Raw genomic sequence first — 18463 nt, forward strand, 5'->3', positions numbered from 1 at the left:
GTTGATGACCTGCCGGATTCCGACCGTGTTGACGACCGGCGTAACCTGACCTGCCAGTTCGGCAAGGGGGGCAAACCGCTCCAGGTTGTCCGGCAACAGCTGCCGGACAAACGCGCCCGGAATACCCCTGTCGCCGAACGGCAGCGTGTTGTCCTCATACCCGCCGATCACAAGCCTCCCGCCTGCATCCGGTTTGTAATACACCAGCCGCTCGGGATCGCGCAGGGTTGGCAGGCGCTTTACAAGTTCCGGGTCGGGCATCGGTTCGGTGACGATATACTGGTGCTCGACGGCACAGGCCGGAACAACGACACCAAGTTTCGCGGCCAGCTCGCGGCTCCACATTCCGGCGGCCAGAACGACGGTGTCCGCTTCATAGTCCCCTTCCGCTGTCATCACTTTGGTGATGCGATTGTTATGGATTTCAAAATCGGTAACCTGCACGGATTGGCGGATCTGGGCGCCGTGCATCCGGGCGCCGGAAGCGATTGCCTGACACAAGCCTGCGGGATCGACATGACCGTCCGAGGGGATAAAGGCCGCGCCCTCCAGACCTTTCGCGTCGACATAGGGGAAAAGCGCCTTGGCCTCGGCCGCCGAGATTATTTCCATCTCCAGATCAAAGCTGCGGGCCATTGTCGCCAGACGCTTTGCTTCCAGAAGCCGCTCTTTGGTTGCCGCCAGGCGCAGGCTTCCCACTTTCTTCCAGTCGAACTCCATGCCGGTTTCTTCGGCCAGGCGATCATACAGCGCCACGGACCGTTTCAGCATCCGCGTCGTGTTTCGAGATGACCGCAACTGCCCGACAAGCCCCGCCGCGTGCCAGGTGGCCCCCTCGGTCAGGGACGCCCTTTCCAGAAGAACAACATCCGTCTCACCGGACCGTGCGAGGTGATACGCGATGGAGCATCCGATGATGCCCCCGCCGATGATGAGATGTCTGACCGAATGCGTTGTCATGCGTCCACCCACTTCAAATGACATGTCGTCATCAAAAGTCGCAAAACAACAAAAAGCAACAAAAATGTTTGAAAAATGTTGAGTTAAGTCGCTTGAACAGCGTCAATCTTGCAAGTAACTTGATGAAATCAACAAATATCGCGGCGCTTTATGTCGAAATACGAGCAAGACATTCTCAGCACGGTAAACCTGCATGGGCGAATTTCGGTCATGGAACTGGCGCGCATTCTCAAAGTGTCGGACCAGACCGTAAGGCGAATCGTAAAGCCGATGGTCGCCAAGGGCGCCCTGTCCAAGGTGCATGGTGCATTGGTCAGCACTCAAAATGTGCTGGATCCTCCGTTTCTGGCCCGCATGGCGCAGAACCGTGCCGCCAAAGTCGCGATAGCCGACGCCGTTGCGAGGCGGATACCGGACGGATCGGCCATCGCCATCGACACGGGTTCGACCTCGGGCTTCATCGCTCAGGCACTTCGCGCGCGCAAAAACCTCACTGTGGTGACAAACTCGGCCTTCATCGCCGCCACCTTGTCGATGGAAGAGGGCAACAGGGTCTTCATGGCGGGAACACAGTTGCGCAACCACGACGGCGCCGCTTTCGACCGCGCCGCCTATGACGTCATTGCAGGGTTCTCGGCCCGGACGGCCATTTTGTCGGCTTCACTGGTGCATCCCAGCAAGGGCTTCATGGTCTACGATCAATGCGAAGCTGATATGGCCCGCGCGATGTCTGATATTGCTGACCAGACCTTCATGGCGGTTGATTCCACAAAATTCAACGAGGCCCAGACCAGCCCGGCATTGCGCCTGCCCGGGTTGACCGAAAAGGACGTGCTCATCACCGATCGCGCATTGCCCGCAGCCTTCCGATCCTTGCCCGGAAATGCGGAATTGGTGATCGCGGGCGTGGAAACACAAACAGACAATCCTTGAGTTTGTGTCAACATTGCCCGGCCCGACGGGACAAGCCGGTTCCACCGAAACGGTGAAACCGGCTGTGATTCAGGCTGTTGCGCCCTTGATGCGAATGGCAGTGCCGAGGCTTCCTGCACAGACGCCGACCACAATAGCGATGATCAGGTCCAGTGCCTCTACATGCGCAAACTGGAAGCCTGCAAAAACCAGCGTCTCAAATACGCCGACGGCTCCGCCCAATGCCGCGCCCAGCCACAACTTGCGGGTCATCATGCCCAGCGCCAGACCGAGTATGCCGGGCAGGCTCAGGACGTTGCCACCAATGGTTCCAAGTAAATCTAACATCTCTGCCCCCACATCAATTCGAGCTGTTGTTCAGGAAATCGCGGATGTCGTCACCCGCGGCAGCAGCGTGCTCCTGCACACTTTCATCTTCCAGTGCAGCAGTCACCTTTTCGTATGTTTCCAGATAGTTGGGTGGCAGGCTGTGGGCGATGCCCTGATGGCAATCGATACAGGTCATACCGCTGTCGATGGCGCGTTGGTGTTCAGACGCGGCGCGGGTTTCCTGAATGGTAAAGTCCATGTAGTCAAAGTTGTGACAGTTGCGGCACTCGCGGCTGTCAGACGCTTTCATTTTCTTCCAGACGGCCGAGGCCATCGCCAGGCGGTGTTCCTCGTATTTCTCGGGTGTGCTGATGGTGCCCGCCAGTTCATGATAGACGTCCTTCACGGCCATGATCTTGGCTTTGATCTTGTGGCTCCATTCATCCGGAACGTGGCAGTCTGAACAGATCGCACGCACGCCCGAGTGGTTGTTGTAGTGGACCGTTTCGCGATACTCACCCAGGTTCGTTTCCATCGTGTGGCAGGAAACACAGAACTCTTCTGTGTTGGTCAGTTCCAGCGTCCAGTGAAACCCACCCCAGAACAGTATACCGGCCAGAAATCCGGCAAGGATCAGAAAGCCCGTACTGAACATCACTGCCGGTGTCCAGATCGCGTTCCAGAGGCGACCAAGCAAGCCGCGTTTTTCAGGGGAGTCTGCCATGTCGGTGCTCCTTTCAGTCTTGCGTTGGATCAGTTGCCGGCGGAGGGCTGGAACACGTTGTCGACCAGCGGCGGTGCGTCGGCCTGCGGAACGTGGCACTGGTTGCAGAAGTACCGGGTTCCGGCAATCTGATCCAACTCGTTACCATCGCGATCCAGATAGTGGGTCATTGACAGGGTCGGTGCGTTGCGCTCGCCCGCTTTGGTCCAGTCATGGCAGGACAGGCACTGGTTGGTACGGATGTCGATCTGGTACTGTTCGACCGAATGCGGGATCACCGGTGGCTGCTGCCGGTAATTGCGCTGCTGGCGCCCTTCGACATTGCGGTGGATTTGGTCCAGCGGCACCGGCTCATCCACGTCCGCACCGCGCAGGGATTCAACCTGAGCAGATTGCGCGACGGCCCATCCGCTCAGCAACAATACGGGTAGAAGGGCAATTCCGCCTGTAACGATTGATTTTTTCATCTTGGCACTCCCCTAGATAGGTCTGGCGGCGCGCGGCTCGGGCGCGGCAACTGGATCGGAAGGTTGAACGACATGGTCGTCGAACCGGTGAGTAAAGTTAAAGACGTCGACTGCGCAGACATCGATGCAACGCCCGCAGTTTGTGCAGTCGGGTGACAGGATCAGGGGCGAGCTTCCCGGCTTGCCTTTCAGCGCGGGTGAGATCACCTGATTTTCAGGACAGACCGCATAGCAATCCATACAGTCATCACAGGCCGTGCGATTGGCCGCACTGACCCGCAGCAGGCTTTTCGACCCGATCAGCCCGTAGAACGCGCCCACGGGGCACAGATGGCCGCACCAGCCATGGCGTGAGACGAAGACGTCAAACACGAAGATGGCCGCGATCATGGCCCAGACAAAGCCCATGCCGAATACCAGCCCGCGATGCAGCATCGTGATCGGGTTGACCAGCTCCCACGCGATCACGCCGCTCAGGCCCGAGACCAGCAGCACGGTTGCCAGAATCCACAGCCGGGTGCCGCGCTTGGGTTGCCAGCCTTTCGGTAGGTCCAGCTTGCGGTGCACGCAACTGGCCGCGTCCGTCACCGGATTTATTGGGCAGACCCACGAGCAATAGACACGGCCACCAATCAGGGCATAGACCACCAGAACGATCAGCCCACCGATCAGCGCGGTCATTTCGGGCCAATGACCTGCAACGAAGCTTTGCAACAGGATGAACGGATCGGTCAACGGCAGCACGCCCAGCGTCAGTGACCCCGCCAAGGTGCCCTCGACAATCCAGATGCCGAACCACGGGCCCAACAGAAACAGAACCAAAAAGAACAGCTGACTTGCGCGGCGCATCAGCAAAAAGCGATGCGCCCCAATCCACCCTTTGCTTTCAACGGCCTCCTGACCGACGGGCATATGCGTACGGGTACTCATTGTCCCACCCCCGGCAGATCATATCCTGGCGCAAAGCCGCCGGGCGTGGCCAGATTGTCCGTGCCCGGTCCGGGCAAACGGTCCGGCAGGTCGATGATCCCCTCGACCACCGGCGCGCCTTTCGCGGCCTTTTCTTCCCAACCCTTGCGGTAATGCTCTGCCGAACTGCCGCGCGCCAGCCGGGCAGGCAGCACCTTGATGGCGGCCTCGGGCAGAACACAGCTTTTCTCGCACATGCCGCAGCCGGTGCAGCGGTCGGCGTGGACGGTCGGGATGAACATCGCGTGATGACCCGACCGCGTGTTGTGCGTGGTGTCCAGCGTGATCGCCTCGTCGATGACGGGGCAGACGCGGTAACAGACATCGCAGCGCAACCCGAGGAAGTTCAGGCAGTTCTCCTGATCGACCAGAACCGCGACACCCATCTTCGCGTCGTCGATATTGTCCAACGCCGGGTCCAGTGCCCCAGTCGGACATGCGGCGACACATGGGATGTCGTCGCACATCTCACAGGGAATATCCCGGGCGGTGAAGAATGGTGTTCCCGTCGCTACCGCGTCCGAGCCCAACTCGGCCAGTTTCAGGGTATCGTACGGGCAGTCCCGCACGCATAAACCGCAACGGATGCAGGCCGACAGGAACTCCTTCTCGGGCAATGCGCCGGGCGGGCGCAAAGCTTCGGCTGGCAGAGCGCGGGCGTCGCGGGCCAGATAGGCCAGCACCGTCCCGGCGACCACGCAGCCGCCCGCCGCCCGCGCCGAGTCCTGTAGGAACCGGCGCCGCTGCGGCGAAAGGGGTTTATCGACAAGAGACATGGGAACGACCCGTATGATCCTTGCTGGTTACGCGCGCTCGACCTTGCAGGCGCATTTCTTGAAGTCGGTCTCTTTCGACAGCGGGCAGGTTGCGTCCAGCGTCAGCTTGTTGGTCAACTGGCTTTCGTCGAACCAGGGCATGAAGACCAGGCCGCGCGGCACCTTGTTCCGGCCGCGGGTTTCGACACGGCTGGTAACCTCGCCGCGGCGGGTCGACAGAACAATCTCCTGACCCCGGCGCAAACCCCGATCCTTTGCGTCCTGCGGATGCATGTAGACCACGGCAGCGGGATAGGCACGGTGCAGTTCCGGCACCCGGCGTGTCATCGATCCTGAATGCCAGTGTTCCAGCACGCGACCGGTGCACAGCCACAGATCGAATTCCGCATCTGGTTCCTCGGCCGCAGGCTCGTAAGGCGCAAAGATGATCTTGGCCTTGCCATCCTTGTGGCCATAGAATTCAACGCCGGCGCCCTCGGACACGTAGGGGTCATAGCCTTCGCGGAAACGATACAGCGTTTCCTTGCCATCCACGACCGGCCAACGCATTCCGCGCGCCTGATGGTACATTTCAAACGGTGCCAGATCGTGCGCATGGCCGCGCCCGAAGTTGGCGTACTCTTCGAACAGACCTTTCTGCACGTAAAAGCCGAAATGCTCGGATTCGTCATTGTCAAAGCCCTCGGCAGTTTCCGACAGCGGGAACTTGTCGACGCTGCCATTGGCAAACAGAACCTCGTACATGGTCTTACCGCGATGCTCGGGCATGGTGGCCAGCAACTCTTCGCCCCAAACCTCTTCAACGGTGAAGCGTTTCGAGAATTCCATCACCTGCCACACGTCCGACTTGGCCTCGCCCGGTGCCTTGACCTGCTGCCGCCAGAACTGGGTGCGGCGTTCCGCGTTGCCATAGGCACCTTCCTTCTCGACCCACATGGCGGTGGGCAGGATCAGGTCGGCGGACACGGCCGTGACGGTCGGGTAGGGGTCTGATACGGTGATGAAATTCTCGGGGTTGCGATACCCGGGATAACCTTCTTCGTTGATATTCGGTGCGGCCTGCATGTTGTTGTTGCACTGCACCCAATAGGCGTTCAGATCACCATCCTTCAGCTTGCGGTGTTGCAGCACGGCGTGAAAGCCGGGCTTGGCCGGAATGGTACCCGCAGGCACATTCCAGGCGGTTTCGCAAATCTTGCGGTGCTCGTCATTCATGACAACCATGTCGGCAGGCAGACGGTGGGCAAAAGTGCCGACCTCACGCGCGGTTCCGCAGGCCGATGGCTGACCGGTCAGCGAGAAGGGCGAGTTTCCGGGCTCGGAAATCTTGCCCACCAGCAGGTGCACGTTATACATCAGCGAATTCACCCACGACCCGCGGGTATGCTGGTTGAACCCCATGGTCCACAGGCTCATGACCTTGCGGTTCGGGTCGGCATATTGCTGGGCCAGACGCTCCAGCTTGTCCGCCGGAACGCCGGACAGCTCCGAGGTGTATTCCAGCGTGTATGCCGATACCGCCTCGGCATACTCCTCAAAGCTGATCGGCTCCATCTTGCCGACATTGGGGTTCGCGGCCTCTTGTTGCAGCGGATGATTGTCGCGCAGGCCATAACCGATATCGGTGGCGGTCTTGGTAATGTTGACGTGGTTCTTGACGAACTCTTCGTTCACCGCGCCATTCTGGATGATGTAATTGGCGATATAGTTCAGGATCGCCAGATCGGTCTGAGGGTTGAACACCATGCCATTGTCGGCCAGCTCGAACGAGCGGTGCTCGAAGGTCGACAGAACATGCACTTCGCATCCCGGCTTGGTCAGGCGCGTATCGGTCAGGCGCGACCACAGGATCGGGTGCATCTCGGCCATGTTCGACCCCCACAGAACAAACGTATCCGCGTGCTCAAGGTCGTCATAGCAGCCCATCGGCTCGTCGATGCCGAAGGTACGGATAAAGCCGACCACGGCCGACGCCATGCAGTGACGCGCGTTGGGGTCGATGTTGTTCGACCGGAACCCGGCCTTCATCATCTTGGCCGCCGCATAACCTTCCCAGACGGTCCACTGACCGGAACCGAACATGCCCACGCTGGTCGGGCCTTTCTTGGCCAGCGCCTCTTTCCACTTGGCCGCCATGACGTCAAAGGCTTCGTCCCAGCTGACCGGCTCAAACTCGCCGTTCTTGTCATATTCGCCGTTGGTTTTGCGCAAAAGCGGCGTGGTCAGGCGGTCCTTGCCATACATGATTTTGGACAGGAAATAGCCCTTGATACAGTTCAGACCCCGGTTGACCGGCGCATCAGGGTCGCCCTGCGTGGCGACTACGCGGCCATCCTTGGTGCCCACCAGAACCGAACAGCCTGTGCCGCAGAACCGGCAGGCGGCCTTGTCCCAGCGGATATCAGGCGCAGCGGCCTGAGCGCTGGCCGAACCAGCGGCCAGTGGGATGCCGGCAGCCGAGGCCGTGGCAGCCGCTGCGGACGCTTTCAGAAATGTACGACGGGATTCAGAGATGGTCATTGCATGGGCCTCCTGCTGGACGGTTGGCTTGGAGCATCAGGACGCGGAGCAGCCTCCGCGGGATCTTCGAAATGGTGATAGGTCAGCGATAGCGAGATCACGCCGGGGATCTGGTGCAGATCCATGATGGTTTCCGAGGCCAGCCGGTCGGCTGTATCCTCGACAACCACGACGAACCGACCATCCTCGGCCTCGGCATGAAGCTCGACGCCATCGGTGCCGGTCATCGCCGCGCGCGCGGCGTCGGTGTGATCGGGGGCGATGTGGACAAGACAGCCACAGATATTCATTGGGTCACCTCCGGGTGCAAAGGGGCGGGGCGGTGCATCGTGATTGCCCCGGCGGGGCAGGCGGCAGAACATGTGCCGCATCCGATGCAGGTTTCGGTTTCAAGCGCCGGTTCAGCCCGCCCGCCCAGTTGCAGGCGAAAGCGGATGGCTTCCTGTTCGCAAGTGTCCTGGCACAGGCGGCAGCTTACCCCGTTCATCGACAGGCAGCTTGCGGCCTCGATCCGTGCGCGCCACGGCCACTCGGCCACACGCTCGGGCAACAGCGCCGGGGTCGGGCAAATGTCAGCGCAGTCACCACACAGGGTGCAACCGCCTGCGGACAGGTCCAGAACGGGAAAACCGCTATCGTCGAATGTGATGATGTCTTCGGGACAAGCCGCGGCGCAGTCTTCGCAACGCGTGCAGAGATCGCTGAAGCCAGTTGCAACCGCCCCCGGCGGACGGATCGCATCTGGGTCCTCCCGCAGGACACGCGCGCTTAGAAATGCGCGTCTGCTTGTCATCTGGCTCATGGCTGGCGACTCGAATTTCGATTGATAGGTTCGCGTCTTCACTTCCTAGCTGTCTTCAGCAGCGCACGAATTGACCTATATCATACTTTTTCGGATTTTTTTGATCGGGCTGAGATTGTACCTCTTCGTCATACGTCCAACTCGATGCGGGCGTCGGGGAAGAACGCCAGTATCTCTTTGGCTTTGTCGGCGGATGCCGCGCAAAGTGCAGTGGACAACCCATCCGCGAGTGCCGCTTTCGGCGCAGAAACTGAAACGGTCCTGTCGTGGTTTGAAGGCCCATCCAAGGTAATGATGTGCCCGACCCCCGGGCTGAGCTGAGTCGCCAGCGTCGAAGATGTCGCCACTGCCCGATCGCTTAACACAATCCGCTTCAGAACCGTTTGGTCCGGCGCCGCCAATCCAACTTTCCAGGGCGCACCATCACCACGCGTGCCCAGGGCGGCAACCTCTCCCATATTGACCAGAACATCACGCAGACCATGAGCGCGCAGCAGGTCGGCGATCCGGTCGGTGATCGCACCCTGCGCAATGCCGTTCAACGTCAGCGCCGATTTTCCGGGCACCGGCAGGCGAATGACCGAGGCGTCGAAAATTACCTTTTCCCAGCCTGTTGCCTGTTGAACTTCAACCAGATCGTCCGTGCGCGCGCCCGCAGCCAATGCCCTCCACAGGGGTTGAATGCTCGGATCAAATGCGCCATCCGATGCCTGATGCAGCGCTGTGCTGAGACTCAGCACGTTCAACAATTCAGGAGCGGGCGCCGTCAGAACACCATCGCGGTTCAACCGGCTGAGCTGCGATTGCGGGCGATACAGGCTGAAGATGTCTTCCAGCCGGGCAATCTCGGTCTCCATGGCGGCTATGATGGGTGCAGCTTCAGCGTCTGTCAGGCCCACCAGGCGCAGGCTGGCGGCGGCACCCAGCGCGGTCCCGTGCCAGCGCGCGTCCGAGGCTGCAACCGGTGTGGCCGCAGCACAGGCGGCTGTGATGATCAGAAATCGGCGGCGCGACAAGGAGGTCATACGGGGGTCTCCAACGACAGTTCAAGATCGACAGGACCAAGCACTTCGGTATCCGGGATGTCCGGCAGGTCCAGTGCCGTTCCGCCGTAAATCTCAATGAATGCCTGAGCATCGGCAGGATCGGCAAAAGGTACCACCTCGCGCGCGCCCATGCCGCCGGCCACATTGGCGCCAACAACAAAGGTCGCGCCATCCGCGGCGATCCAGTTCGAGATACCCGGCTGCCGCCAGCTTGGCGCGACACCCATATCGCTGACATATATGGCAGTGATATCCGCATCGCGCTCGGGGCTTTTCAGATAGGCCACCATGTCCCGCACCTGTGCAAAGAACAGCGGGGCCGGATAGCCTTTCAGATGAATCTGCCCCTTGGGCCCGCCATGCTCGGCGACATTCATCTGACAGAAATAGCTCAGCGCATCCGGTGTCAGATCGACCGGATCGGGGGCCTCTGCCAGCTCTTCCTTGCAGGCCGCCAGTGCAAGCAATGCAATCAGGGCAAGGCGTCTCATGGCTCGACCCTCCGGAAAGCCAGCCGGGCGAGGGCAAAGCCCAGCACCGGCCAGATCAGCAGCGACGCGGGTGCGGCCCAGACCGGCAGGGCCTGTGCGGCCCCGGTCATGCCCGAAGCCATGGCCACGCCTTCCGTCGCGGCGATGTTCCACAAACGGAACGCGTCGGCCGGGTTGGCCACCATCACCCATGGAAAGACGGATTGGGTGAATGCGCCGCCCTTGTCCATGACGACGGCCCCCAACAGGCCCAGATCATAAAGGACGACAAAAACCAGCCAAAGCCCGGCCGACATCCCCGCCGCCGCCGTGGCGCCCCTCGCCAAAGCGGACAGCAGGTATCCAAGCGCCAGAAACACGGCGCCCAGCAGGATTGATGTCAGGATAAGTCGCACCAGAGCCATCAGGCTTTCCGGCCCCGCACCGCCAAAAAACGCGGCCACCGCGCCAGCAGTGCCAAAGCCGATGGTCATGGCAAAAGCCAGCGCCGCCAGATGGGCGGTGAACTTGCCCAACAGAATCTCTCCGCGCCCCGCCGGGTAAGACAGCAGCAGTGACAGGCTGCCCCGATCCACGTCACCGGCGATGGCATCAAAGGCAATCATCAGCGCCAAGAGCGGCGCAAGATAGACCGACAGCGTGGTCATCGACGCGACCGAGACGGTCAGCATGTCGACGCCCAATGTGCCGGTTGGCGCGCTGCCCGCAAAGGTCAGCGCCAGCGCGAACAGCACCATGATCAACGTGGCGACCAGCAGCCAGCGATTGCGGCGCAGGATCAGCATCTCGGTGCGGGTGATGGCGAGGAAGCGGGTCATAGCCTCTCCTCCTGTGCGTAGTGGCGATAGAGGTCCTCCAGCTTGGGCGGGGTCATCTCGACATCCGCCACCGCGTCGCCCAACCCGGCGATGCGGCGCAGGGCCTCCATCTTGTCATCGGGGGAACACAGCAACTCAACGGATGCGCCGTTGATCCGGTTGCCGCCCAGCTCGGCGGCCAAAGCCTCCGCATTGGCGCTGGCGCGGACCTTCAGGCGGATTGGCAGACCGGCCAGCGCCGACAGGTTGTTCAGCGTGTCGTCGGCAACCATCCGGCCCTTGCGCATGATCGCGATACGGTCGGTGCGCGCCTCAACCTCGGTCAACGCATGAGATGCGATCAGCACGGCGGTGCCCTGCGCCGCCAGTTCGTCGATGATGGCGTACAGGTCCTGCCGAGAAATCGGGTCCAAGCCTGATGTTGGCTCATCCAGCAATGCCACTTTCGGCTGACCCAGCAGCACCTGCGCCAGCCCCAGTCGTTGCCGCATCCCCTTGGAATAGGCACCGATCCGGCGGTCCAAAGCGTCGCTCAGGCCGACGCGTTCCAGCAGACCGGGCACATCGGCTTTTGACCCGGACAGTTTCGCAAACAGCGTCAGCTGCTCGCGCCCGGTCAACGCCGGGTGAAACGAGACCGCCTCGGGCAGATAGGCCGTATCCCGCCGCGCCTGCGCGCTGCCGGGGGTGGCGCCCCCGATCCGAATGGCTCCGTCCCGAATGGGCGTCAGGCCAAGGATGGATTTGATCAGGGTCGACTTTCCCGCGCCGTTATGGCCCAGCAGCGCGACGCGCTGACCGGGGGCAAGGGACAGGGTGATATCGTCAAGAACGCGGGTTTTGCCCCGGTCCTTGCTGACATGGTCAATAATCAGGGCCTTATCCGTCATGAGGCACCTTTTCCATAGCTGGGGGTTCAAGGGGTTGCATCAATGGATTGCTGTCCATCACGCCACCGGGCAACAGTGCCGGGAAGGCCGATTGCGACCAGCGCACCAGCTGCACGGCAGGCGAGCCGAGCAGCAATTTGGCTGCGGGTTGGGTCCACAGCACATGGTCCATACTGTCATTGGGTCGATAGGGGACATCGGCGATGCCGTTGCCATCCACATCATAGGCGGCAAAATCGGACCAGTAATTGCCGCGCCCGTCCTCGGACCACTCGACCCACTTGGTCGAGACGTATTTCACCTGCGTCCGGTTTCCGATGAATGAATTGCCAACGATGCGGTTGCGTTCACTGCCGGCGGTAAAGTGGATGCCGATGCCGCATCCCTGGAACCAGTTGTCGGTGAATTCGTTCTTGTTCGAGTTATACAGGAATGTGCATTTTTCCTTGGCACCGATCACCACGTTTCCGGTGATCTGACTCTTGTTGGCATAGTTCAGCATCACGCCATGTTCCCGGTCCCCGATCGAGACATTGTCGGCGACCTTCACATTGGTTGTGAACATCACCGCATAGCCCAGATCGTTGCCGATCGAGACATTGTCGCTGACCACCGAATTGTCGGCATACATGTAATGCACGGCAAAGCGCAGATCGCGGAACAGGTTGCCGGTAAAGGTGTTCTTCTTGGACGAGTTCACGAAGATTCCGTCGCGCCCATAGCGGATGTCATTGTCCTCAACCCGCGCACCGGGTGCATTCCAGACATAGACGCCATTGCCACGGTCATTCATCCGTTGGTCCAAGCGCCCTTCGATCCGGTTGCCACGCACGATGCTGTCCTTGGCCCCGTGAATGTCGACGCCGTAGAGATTGCCCAGCAGCACGTTATCTTCGACCACCGGCGCCTTGGCTGTTTTGGTCAGCTGGATACCGCTGTCGATCCCGTCATGGCTTGAGCCAGAGCCGATCACCGTCAGCCCGCGCACGGTGACACCCGGCCCGGTCACGGTGATGACGCTGCCCGCGCCTTGCCCGTCAATGGTGGCCTGTCCCAGCCCGTCGATAGTGACGGGCCGGTCCAGAACCAGTGTTTCGGTGTAGACACCGGGGCTCAGGCGGAGGGTGTCCCCATCCGCCGCCTGCGCCAGTATTTCATTGATGGCCCCCGCCCGGTTGGGCACATCCCAGTCCGCCGCCCAAAGGGGCGAGCCGAGCAGGAGCGGTATGAGCAGGGACCAACGCATTGGTTATGCTCCCTGCGGTTCGACCAACATCCGGCCGCGCATTTCCATGTGCAGCGCGTGGCAGAACCACTGGCAATAGAACCAGTGCACGCCCGGACGGTCGGCGGTGAAGGTGACCGAGGCGGTGGCCAGCGGTGCGACCTCCATCGCGATGCCGTAATTGCCCAGGCAGAAGCCGTGGGTCACGTCGTCCACGTCATCCAGGTTGGTGATGTAAACCGTCACCTCGTCGCCCTGTTTGACGGTGAACTTCTCAAGGCTGAAGGTCGGCGCCTGCGAGGTCATGTAGACCCGCACCTTGTTGCCGTCCCGGATCGGTTCCTCGGCACCTTCTTCCAGATCGATGCCATCGGCCTCGGCCTGTTTGCGGGCGTCTTCCCAGGTGACATCGGCGCGGTCCCAGACATTAACGGGATTGACGATGTCGGCGCGTACGATGATCGAGTCGTGTGGCTCGGCAAAGGTCGGGCCGTCGTGAACCACCTTCATCTCATCCGACGAGATGTCGATCAGCTGTTCGTTCTCGGGCTTCAGCGGACCCACGTTCAGGAACCGGTCTTTCGAGAACTTGTTCATCGAAATCAGCCACTTGCCGTCGGCATCCTTGGTTTCACCCATCGAGGTCGAGTTGTGGCCCGGTTGATAATGCACGTCGACCTTCGAGATGATCGGGTCCACATCGGCACCACCGTAGGCTTCGATTGCCTTGTCGATGTTCCACTTCACGATCTGGCTGTCCAGGAACAGCGTGGTGAACGCGTTGCCCTGACCGTCATAGGCAGTGTGAAGCGGGCCAAGACCCAGCTGCGGCTCACCTACGATGCACGACCGCGGATCCGCATCGCTTTCGAACAGGGCGTCCAGCTTGGTAACGTCCATGATCGACACGGTCGGCGACAGCTTACCGTTGATGCAGACGTGCTTGCCGTCTGGCGCGGTGTTGATGCCGTGCGGAGAGTTCGGGATCGGAATGTAGCGGGTGTACTTCTTGTTCTGACCCTTACGGCCATCCAGAACCTTGACGCCTTTCAGCTCCTGATAGTCGCCGGCTTCGATGCCTTTTTCGATTTCCGCGAGGTTGAAAACAACAACGTGGTCCAGTTCGTTCTCGGTCATCTCGGCCAGGTTCATGCCCATTTCCGAGTTGTACGAGGTCGAATAGGCGTATTTGCCCTGATAGTCGCAGTCGGTGTTGTCGAGGTTGCCCGACACGATCACCTGCCATGCCACTTTCATGGTGTCGCCGTCCAGCGCGGTGAAGATGTTCACGTATTGCGACGGATCATCCAGCACGGAGCCATCATTGACCAGCGGAGTTTCATCTTCGCCGTTGGCAAAGACATAGCCGGTGCGCGGGAATTTCTGCGGGCGCAGACCGTGGATCGCCTTGGCGTTCGGGATCTCGGTGATCTTGTCGCATTTCATCACGTCACAGCGCACACGCGCGACGCGGGTGTTGGCCTTGTCGTTCATGAACAGATAGCGGCCGTCATAGGTGCCGTCGGTGAACGACATATGCGGGTGGTGCAGGTCGCCGTTGTCATAGGTTTTCATGCCGCGCTTGGCGAGGAATTCCTTAGTTTCCGGCAGCAGACCATCGGTCATGATCTTCAGCGACTCGTTGGTCTGACCCCAGCCCGTGGCCGAGCAGCGGTTGAACACCGGCACCCGCATCAGTTCGCGCATGGACGGAAAGCCCAGAATGCGCAGCTCGCCGGTCTGACCCGAGGACCAGAAACCGTAATACTCGTCCAGCTCGCCGGGTTCGAGATTGGCATTGGCCGCGGCGCTCGCCTGTTTCGCGGTCATCAGGGTCGAGCCCAGACCGGTCCCGGCCAGCACGGCACCGGTTGCTGTTGCACCCAGCATCCCACGGCGTGTGACGGTTAGTTTGTTGTCATGTTCCGACATGTTCGTTCCTCCTTTTAGGAAACGGATTGCGGTTTGGCGTTCGGATGGTTCGCCGGTGGTTGTCCGAGCGGGGTCTTCATCTGGACCGACCCTGTCTTGGCCCGCCGTTTCAGCTGGCGGATAACGACGGGACATTTGTCCTCGGACTGGTAGAGCACCTGACAATGCAGGCAGGTGACGCACTCGTTCGGATTGATCTCACCGGTGGGGTGGATCGCCTGAACGGGGCATTCATTGGCGCAGGTCTGACAGGGTGTGCCACAATCCTTGTAGCGGCGCAGCCAGTCGAACATGCGAATACGGGCAGGGATCGCCAGCGCTCCGCCCAGCGGGCAAAGATAGCGGCAATAGAACCGCTCAACGAACAGCCCGATCCCCAGCAGGACCAGCGCAAAGACCACAAACGGCCAGTCGCGCATGAATTTCAGAATGATCGCGGTCTTGAACGGCTCGATCTCTGCATATTTCTCGGCCAGCGGGATCGATACGAAACTCAGGCCAAAAAGACCCAAAAAGATCATGTATTTCGCGGGCCAGAGCCGCTCGTTCAGACCCCAGGGCAAAGTCCATTGCGGCACTTTGAACGCCCGCGCGATCTTGTTGGTCAGCTCCTGCAAGGCGCCAAACGGACACAGCCAGCCGCAATAGGCCCCACGGCCCCAGAACAACAGCGCGGCGGCAACGGCGAACCATTGGATGAAAACCAGCGGATCCAGCAGGAATGCATCCCACGAGAATCCTGTGCGCAGGCTGCCCGCCAGTGCCATCAGGTTCACCACGCTCAGCTGCGCGTTGGCGTACCAGCCGATGAAGAACAGGGTCATTGTCAGGTAGCCGATGCGGAACCAGTAGAAGACCCGCGCATTCATCGTCGCGTGGAACTGGAAGAAGAACGTCGCGGTCAGGACCAGCAGCATGACGCCAAGAATGGCGATTTCGACAGTGCGATCCTTCCAGATGCGCTGCCACAGGGCAGCCTTGGCGGCGGCTTCGCCGGTCGCATCCTCGACAACCTTTGAGGCTGCGACGGGCAGCAGGTAACGGTCGGGCAGTTTGTAACCCAGATCGAATGTCAGAAAGGTTTTCTCAACGGCACCTACGGCACGCTGTACCAGCAGTTGCAGGCGGAACGGCTCGGTCGGGTCGAACTCGGCATCGGCGGGAATCTTGAAGATATCCAACTCTGTGAAACTGGGCGCATCCGGGGCCGCAACCTTGCCAAGGCGTACTTGCTGTTTGTCGAAGAACCGGACCGAGTTGTCGCCCTGGATCAACTGGATCCGATCGAAAATCCCGCCGCGCACATAGCCTGACCCCTTGAAGCTGTAGGCACCGCGCCCAAGCACCAGAATGGCCTGTTCGCCCTCGTCCAACCAGTTCACAAGGTTCTGGTACTCGGCGTCGCCCAGCAGCGATTTGCCGATCGACGGAACCGAGACAAGCGCCATATGCATGTCGATGAAGGTGTCATCCGGTTCGCCCGGTTCCGGGCGCTTGATCGCGCGCTGGTCTCCGGTGGCCTCGAAGGCGGCATTGACCTGCCCGACATCCAGCGTCAGTCGCCGGATCGACCCGTCGCCCGAAAGAGTCGCCCAGTCATGGACCGCATTCTGCGCCATATCGACTTCGCGCTTGGGCCCGTCGGCCTGCAACGGCGACAAGCCGCCCAGACCCAATGCACGCGCCACTTTGATACCGCCACGCACAAGGCTGTCGTCGATCACCATGATCGTGACCGTCGCGCCCGAGATGATGTCGAGGTCGTGCCCTTCACCCCCGGTTTCGGCTTCAACCTTAAGGTCAAGGCCCGCATAGCCTTCGGTCAATTCAACCATGCGGGAATTGGGGATGCCGATCAGCACGATCGGTTCCGAGTGTTTGACCAGTTGCACTCCGGTCAACACCGCGTCGTTATCGATGGCGGCAACGACATGGATCGGTTTGCCGGAATAACCCGTCGTGCCAACAAAGTCCGATGTTAGGAATGCCCAGGCAACGGTCTCGCCTCCCTTCAGGACCGGGGCGACCTTGACGTCATCGCGCACCGGGCCAAAGGCATCGGCGCCGGGGGCCAGATCGGCAGGTTCGATGTCGGGCAGGAAACTGGCCAGGCTGTCGGCATGGGCGCTGATCGCCATCAGGCAGGACAGAGTGAAAGCCAGCAGGAAATGGATTGCGCGACTTACGACCACGGCGCACCTCCGGTTGCTAGGGTGTACGCCACGGACGCGCGCAGGGCGCGTTCAGATTCTTCTTGGGTCGCGAACGGGGGGCCTCGGGTTTCGGGCCACAGTCGCCTTGAGTTGTACAAAATGCACAGATCCTCAATTGCAGCGGGTACAATCTGTACATTTCCGGATTGCGTCAGCGATGGCAGGTCTGGCAGCGGGGCTGCCGTTGACACCGCGCACAGCGCGCAATCGGCGCATTTCGGGCAAGGCGCGGCCGGGTCATCAGTGCCTTCCTCAAGGTCCACTTCAACCCAGACCGCCCCTGCCTCCGAGCAGATCTCGATCCACATGCTGTCCCCGGGACTCGCCAGCACCGGGCCAAGCATCTGCAAAAGCAACAGGAAAATACCCACCAAACCGCACACCGCGCGGGACACGCGATCAAACAGGCTATGCGGGGGGCGGACGGTAGGCATTGAGAATCCAGCTCGGCGTTCTTTTCTGAAACTTAGGGGATTCTTCCAGGCGAAGACTTGACTTAGGTTAGGTGCCTGAAAAATTGCACCTACCCGTCGGCCTCGTCCATCAATCCGCGCAGCCACCGACCGGCCAGCCATGCCGCAGGAATGCCCAGCGGAATCGACCAGAGGATCGCCGGCACCGGTTCAATTGCGCCGAACCCGACGCTGTGCAGAATAAGCCCGAGCAAAAACAGGTTGATGGCCACGGTCAGCGCCGTGGCCGGATACAGCAGAATGGCCAGTTTCCAAACCGGCCATTTCCCCTCAGTGGCTGGTTCCTTCCGAGAAGGTGATCTTGTTCCAGACATTGTATTTCCCCGAAGGTTTGCGCATCGACAGGCGGCGGACCTCTTCCAGCGTCTGCGCGTCATAGACAATCACCGCGCCATCATCTTCCCAGATCGAAACCAGCGCGTGGCTGCCATCCCTGGTGAACTCGACATGGGCCACGGTCTTGCCCGGTGCGGGGCGCAGTGTCTTCACGATTTCAAGGCTTTGCTTGTCGATGACGTGCATCGCGTCCTTGTTGGGGCCAAAGAAAACATCGGCCCAGACATAAGGCGAATTCTCATGGCTGCGCATAAAGAACCCGGGGCCTTCGGTCTTGATCCGTTTGACGGTTTCCCAGCTTTCCATGTCGATCACCGACACGGCGCCATCTGTCAGGTGCGGCGTGGCCATCACGGTCGTGTCGCCGTGTTTCCACGTGATCCCCGAGCCCAGATGCGGCATTCCGGGTAAATCCAGATCGGCCACCTTTTGCCCGATCACCAGATCAATCACTTGCCCGCCCTTGCCATCGCGGGACGCCCCCATGACATATTCATAACTTTGGTCGAAAAAGAAATCGTCCAGATAATCACCTGTGCTGATCTTGCGCACTGGGAAAGGATCAGGGTTCTTGAACTG

The 18463-nt window shown here is 60.5% G+C and carries 20 protein-coding genes; 1 reads left to right on the forward strand and 19 read right to left on the reverse strand.

Translation table 11 applies throughout. The annotated features are described in order from the left end of the window. On the reverse strand, positions 1-960 hold a 960-nt coding region (locus tag AC2FNN_RS18275), incomplete at its 3' end, for an NAD(P)/FAD-dependent oxidoreductase (protein WP_496759890.1). A gap of 150 nt (positions 961-1110) precedes the next feature. Between AC2FNN_RS18275 and AC2FNN_RS18280 the strand changes: the two genes are divergently transcribed. Continuing rightward, a complete protein-coding gene (locus AC2FNN_RS18280; RefSeq protein ID WP_496759891.1) occupies positions 1111-1893 on the forward strand; it encodes a DeoR/GlpR family DNA-binding transcription regulator in 783 nt (260 codons plus the stop codon). Positions 1894-1962: 69 nt separating this feature from the next. On the opposite strand, the gene AC2FNN_RS18285 is transcribed toward AC2FNN_RS18280, so the two are convergent. The 18 genes from AC2FNN_RS18285 to AC2FNN_RS18370 form a co-directional block, all read right to left on the reverse strand. Further along, positions 1963-2220 carry a hypothetical protein gene (locus tag AC2FNN_RS18285; protein WP_496759892.1) on the reverse strand — a complete coding sequence of 86 codons (258 nt, stop codon included), beginning with the start codon at positions 2218-2220 and terminating at the stop codon, positions 1963-1965. A 13-nt stretch (positions 2221-2233) separates the two neighbouring features. Then, a complete protein-coding gene (locus AC2FNN_RS18290) occupies positions 2234-2926 on the reverse strand; it encodes a NapC/NirT family cytochrome c (RefSeq protein WP_496759893.1) in 693 nt (230 codons plus the stop codon). 29 nt (positions 2927-2955) lie between these two features. After that, a complete protein-coding gene (locus AC2FNN_RS18295) occupies positions 2956-3393 on the reverse strand; it encodes a nitrate reductase cytochrome c-type subunit (protein WP_496759894.1) in 438 nt (145 codons plus the stop codon). Between the two features lie 12 nt (positions 3394-3405). Continuing rightward, positions 3406-4323 (reverse strand): quinol dehydrogenase ferredoxin subunit NapH, encoded by a 918-nt coding sequence (gene napH / locus AC2FNN_RS18300; RefSeq protein ID WP_496759895.1) that lies wholly within the window; start codon positions 4321-4323, stop codon positions 3406-3408. Further along, positions 4320-5138, reverse strand: a complete 819-nt coding sequence (napG, locus tag AC2FNN_RS18305; RefSeq protein WP_496759896.1) for a ferredoxin-type protein NapG — start codon at positions 5136-5138, stop codon at positions 4320-4322. Before napG ends, napH begins: the two co-directional genes overlap by 4 nt. A 27-nt stretch (positions 5139-5165) precedes the next feature. After that, positions 5166-7658 (reverse strand): nitrate reductase catalytic subunit NapA, encoded by a 2493-nt coding sequence (gene napA / locus AC2FNN_RS18310; protein WP_496759897.1) that lies wholly within the window; start codon positions 7656-7658, stop codon positions 5166-5168. After that, positions 7655-7948, reverse strand: a complete 294-nt coding sequence (locus AC2FNN_RS18315; RefSeq protein WP_267363554.1) for a chaperone NapD — start codon at positions 7946-7948, stop codon at positions 7655-7657. Before AC2FNN_RS18315 ends, napA begins: the two co-directional genes overlap by 4 nt. Next, positions 7945-8460 carry a ferredoxin-type protein NapF gene (gene napF / locus AC2FNN_RS18320; RefSeq protein WP_496759898.1) on the reverse strand — a complete coding sequence of 172 codons (516 nt, stop codon included), beginning with the start codon at positions 8458-8460 and terminating at the stop codon, positions 7945-7947. Before napF ends, AC2FNN_RS18315 begins: the two co-directional genes overlap by 4 nt. Before the next feature lie 128 nt (positions 8461-8588). Beyond that, positions 8589-9485: an FAD:protein FMN transferase gene (locus AC2FNN_RS18325; protein ID WP_496759899.1), complete on the reverse strand. Its 897-nt coding sequence runs from the start codon at positions 9483-9485 to the stop codon at positions 8589-8591. Beyond that, positions 9482-9997, reverse strand: coding sequence for a nitrous oxide reductase accessory protein NosL (locus AC2FNN_RS18330; RefSeq protein WP_496759900.1), 516 nt, complete (start codon positions 9995-9997; stop codon positions 9482-9484). Before AC2FNN_RS18330 ends, AC2FNN_RS18325 begins: the two co-directional genes overlap by 4 nt. Further along, positions 9994-10815: an ABC transporter permease gene (locus tag AC2FNN_RS18335; protein ID WP_496759901.1), complete on the reverse strand. Its 822-nt coding sequence runs from the start codon at positions 10813-10815 to the stop codon at positions 9994-9996. The genes AC2FNN_RS18330 and AC2FNN_RS18335 overlap by 4 nt, the downstream gene beginning before the upstream one ends. Next, entirely contained in the window at positions 10812-11705 is an 894-nt protein-coding gene (locus AC2FNN_RS18340; protein ID WP_496759902.1) for an ABC transporter ATP-binding protein, read from the reverse strand. The genes AC2FNN_RS18335 and AC2FNN_RS18340 overlap by 4 nt, the downstream gene beginning before the upstream one ends. Next, positions 11695-12951 (reverse strand): nitrous oxide reductase family maturation protein NosD, encoded by a 1257-nt coding sequence (locus AC2FNN_RS18345; RefSeq protein ID WP_496759903.1) that lies wholly within the window; start codon positions 12949-12951, stop codon positions 11695-11697. Before AC2FNN_RS18345 ends, AC2FNN_RS18340 begins: the two co-directional genes overlap by 11 nt. Positions 12952-12954: 3 nt before the next feature. Then, positions 12955-14862: a TAT-dependent nitrous-oxide reductase gene (gene nosZ, locus AC2FNN_RS18350; protein WP_496759904.1), complete on the reverse strand. Its 1908-nt coding sequence runs from the start codon at positions 14860-14862 to the stop codon at positions 12955-12957. A 14-nt stretch (positions 14863-14876) separates the two neighbouring features. Continuing rightward, positions 14877-17000, reverse strand: coding sequence for a 4Fe-4S binding protein (locus AC2FNN_RS18355; RefSeq protein ID WP_496759907.1), 2124 nt, complete (start codon positions 16998-17000; stop codon positions 14877-14879). Positions 17001-17044: 44 nt separating this feature from the next. After that, a complete protein-coding gene (locus AC2FNN_RS18360) occupies positions 17045-17509 on the reverse strand; it encodes a DUF2946 family protein (RefSeq protein WP_496759905.1) in 465 nt (154 codons plus the stop codon). 89 nt (positions 17510-17598) lie between these two features. After that, positions 17599-17862 carry a hypothetical protein gene (locus tag AC2FNN_RS18365; RefSeq protein ID WP_171169778.1) on the reverse strand — a complete coding sequence of 88 codons (264 nt, stop codon included), beginning with the start codon at positions 17860-17862 and terminating at the stop codon, positions 17599-17601. Next, on the reverse strand, positions 17819-18463 hold a 645-nt coding region (locus AC2FNN_RS18370), incomplete at its 5' end, for a cytochrome D1 domain-containing protein (RefSeq protein ID WP_496759906.1). The genes AC2FNN_RS18370 and AC2FNN_RS18365, both read right to left, overlap by 44 nt.

The sequence above is a fragment of the Ruegeria sp. BHSA118 genome, assembly GCF_059613405.1.

Coding starts and splice junctions, on each gene's coding strand:
- AC2FNN_RS18280 (WP_496759891.1), top strand. CDS start 1,111: ATGTCGAAATACGAGCAAGACATTCTCAGCACGGTAAACCTGCATGGG.
- AC2FNN_RS18285 (WP_496759892.1), bottom strand. CDS start 2,220: ATGTTAGATTTACTTGGAACCATTGGTGGCAACGTCCTGAGCCTGCCC.
- AC2FNN_RS18290 (WP_496759893.1), bottom strand. CDS start 2,926: ATGGCAGACTCCCCTGAAAAACGCGGCTTGCTTGGTCGCCTCTGGAAC.
- AC2FNN_RS18295 (WP_496759894.1), bottom strand. CDS start 3,393: ATGAAAAAATCAATCGTTACAGGCGGAATTGCCCTTCTACCCGTATTG.
- napH (WP_496759895.1), bottom strand. CDS start 4,323: ATGAGTACCCGTACGCATATGCCCGTCGGTCAGGAGGCCGTTGAAAGC.
- napG (WP_496759896.1), bottom strand. CDS start 5,138: ATGTCTCTTGTCGATAAACCCCTTTCGCCGCAGCGGCGCCGGTTCCTA.
- napA (WP_496759897.1), bottom strand. CDS start 7,658: ATGACCATCTCTGAATCCCGTCGTACATTTCTGAAAGCGTCCGCAGCG.
- AC2FNN_RS18315 (WP_267363554.1), bottom strand. CDS start 7,948: ATGAATATCTGTGGCTGTCTTGTCCACATCGCCCCCGATCACACCGAC.
- napF (WP_496759898.1), bottom strand. CDS start 8,460: ATGAGCCAGATGACAAGCAGACGCGCATTTCTAAGCGCGCGTGTCCTG.
- AC2FNN_RS18325 (WP_496759899.1), bottom strand. CDS start 9,485: ATGACCTCCTTGTCGCGCCGCCGATTTCTGATCATCACAGCCGCCTGT.
- AC2FNN_RS18330 (WP_496759900.1), bottom strand. CDS start 9,997: ATGAGACGCCTTGCCCTGATTGCATTGCTTGCACTGGCGGCCTGCAAG.
- AC2FNN_RS18335 (WP_496759901.1), bottom strand. CDS start 10,815: ATGACCCGCTTCCTCGCCATCACCCGCACCGAGATGCTGATCCTGCGC.
- AC2FNN_RS18340 (WP_496759902.1), bottom strand. CDS start 11,705: ATGACGGATAAGGCCCTGATTATTGACCATGTCAGCAAGGACCGGGGC.
- AC2FNN_RS18345 (WP_496759903.1), bottom strand. CDS start 12,951: ATGCGTTGGTCCCTGCTCATACCGCTCCTGCTCGGCTCGCCCCTTTGG.
- nosZ (WP_496759904.1), bottom strand. CDS start 14,862: ATGTCGGAACATGACAACAAACTAACCGTCACACGCCGTGGGATGCTG.
- AC2FNN_RS18355 (WP_496759907.1), bottom strand. CDS start 17,000: ATGGCGATCAGCGCCCATGCCGACAGCCTGGCCAGTTTCCTGCCCGAC.
- AC2FNN_RS18360 (WP_496759905.1), bottom strand. CDS start 17,509: ATGCCTACCGTCCGCCCCCCGCATAGCCTGTTTGATCGCGTGTCCCGC.
- AC2FNN_RS18365 (WP_171169778.1), bottom strand. CDS start 17,862: ATGTCTGGAACAAGATCACCTTCTCGGAAGGAACCAGCCACTGAGGGG.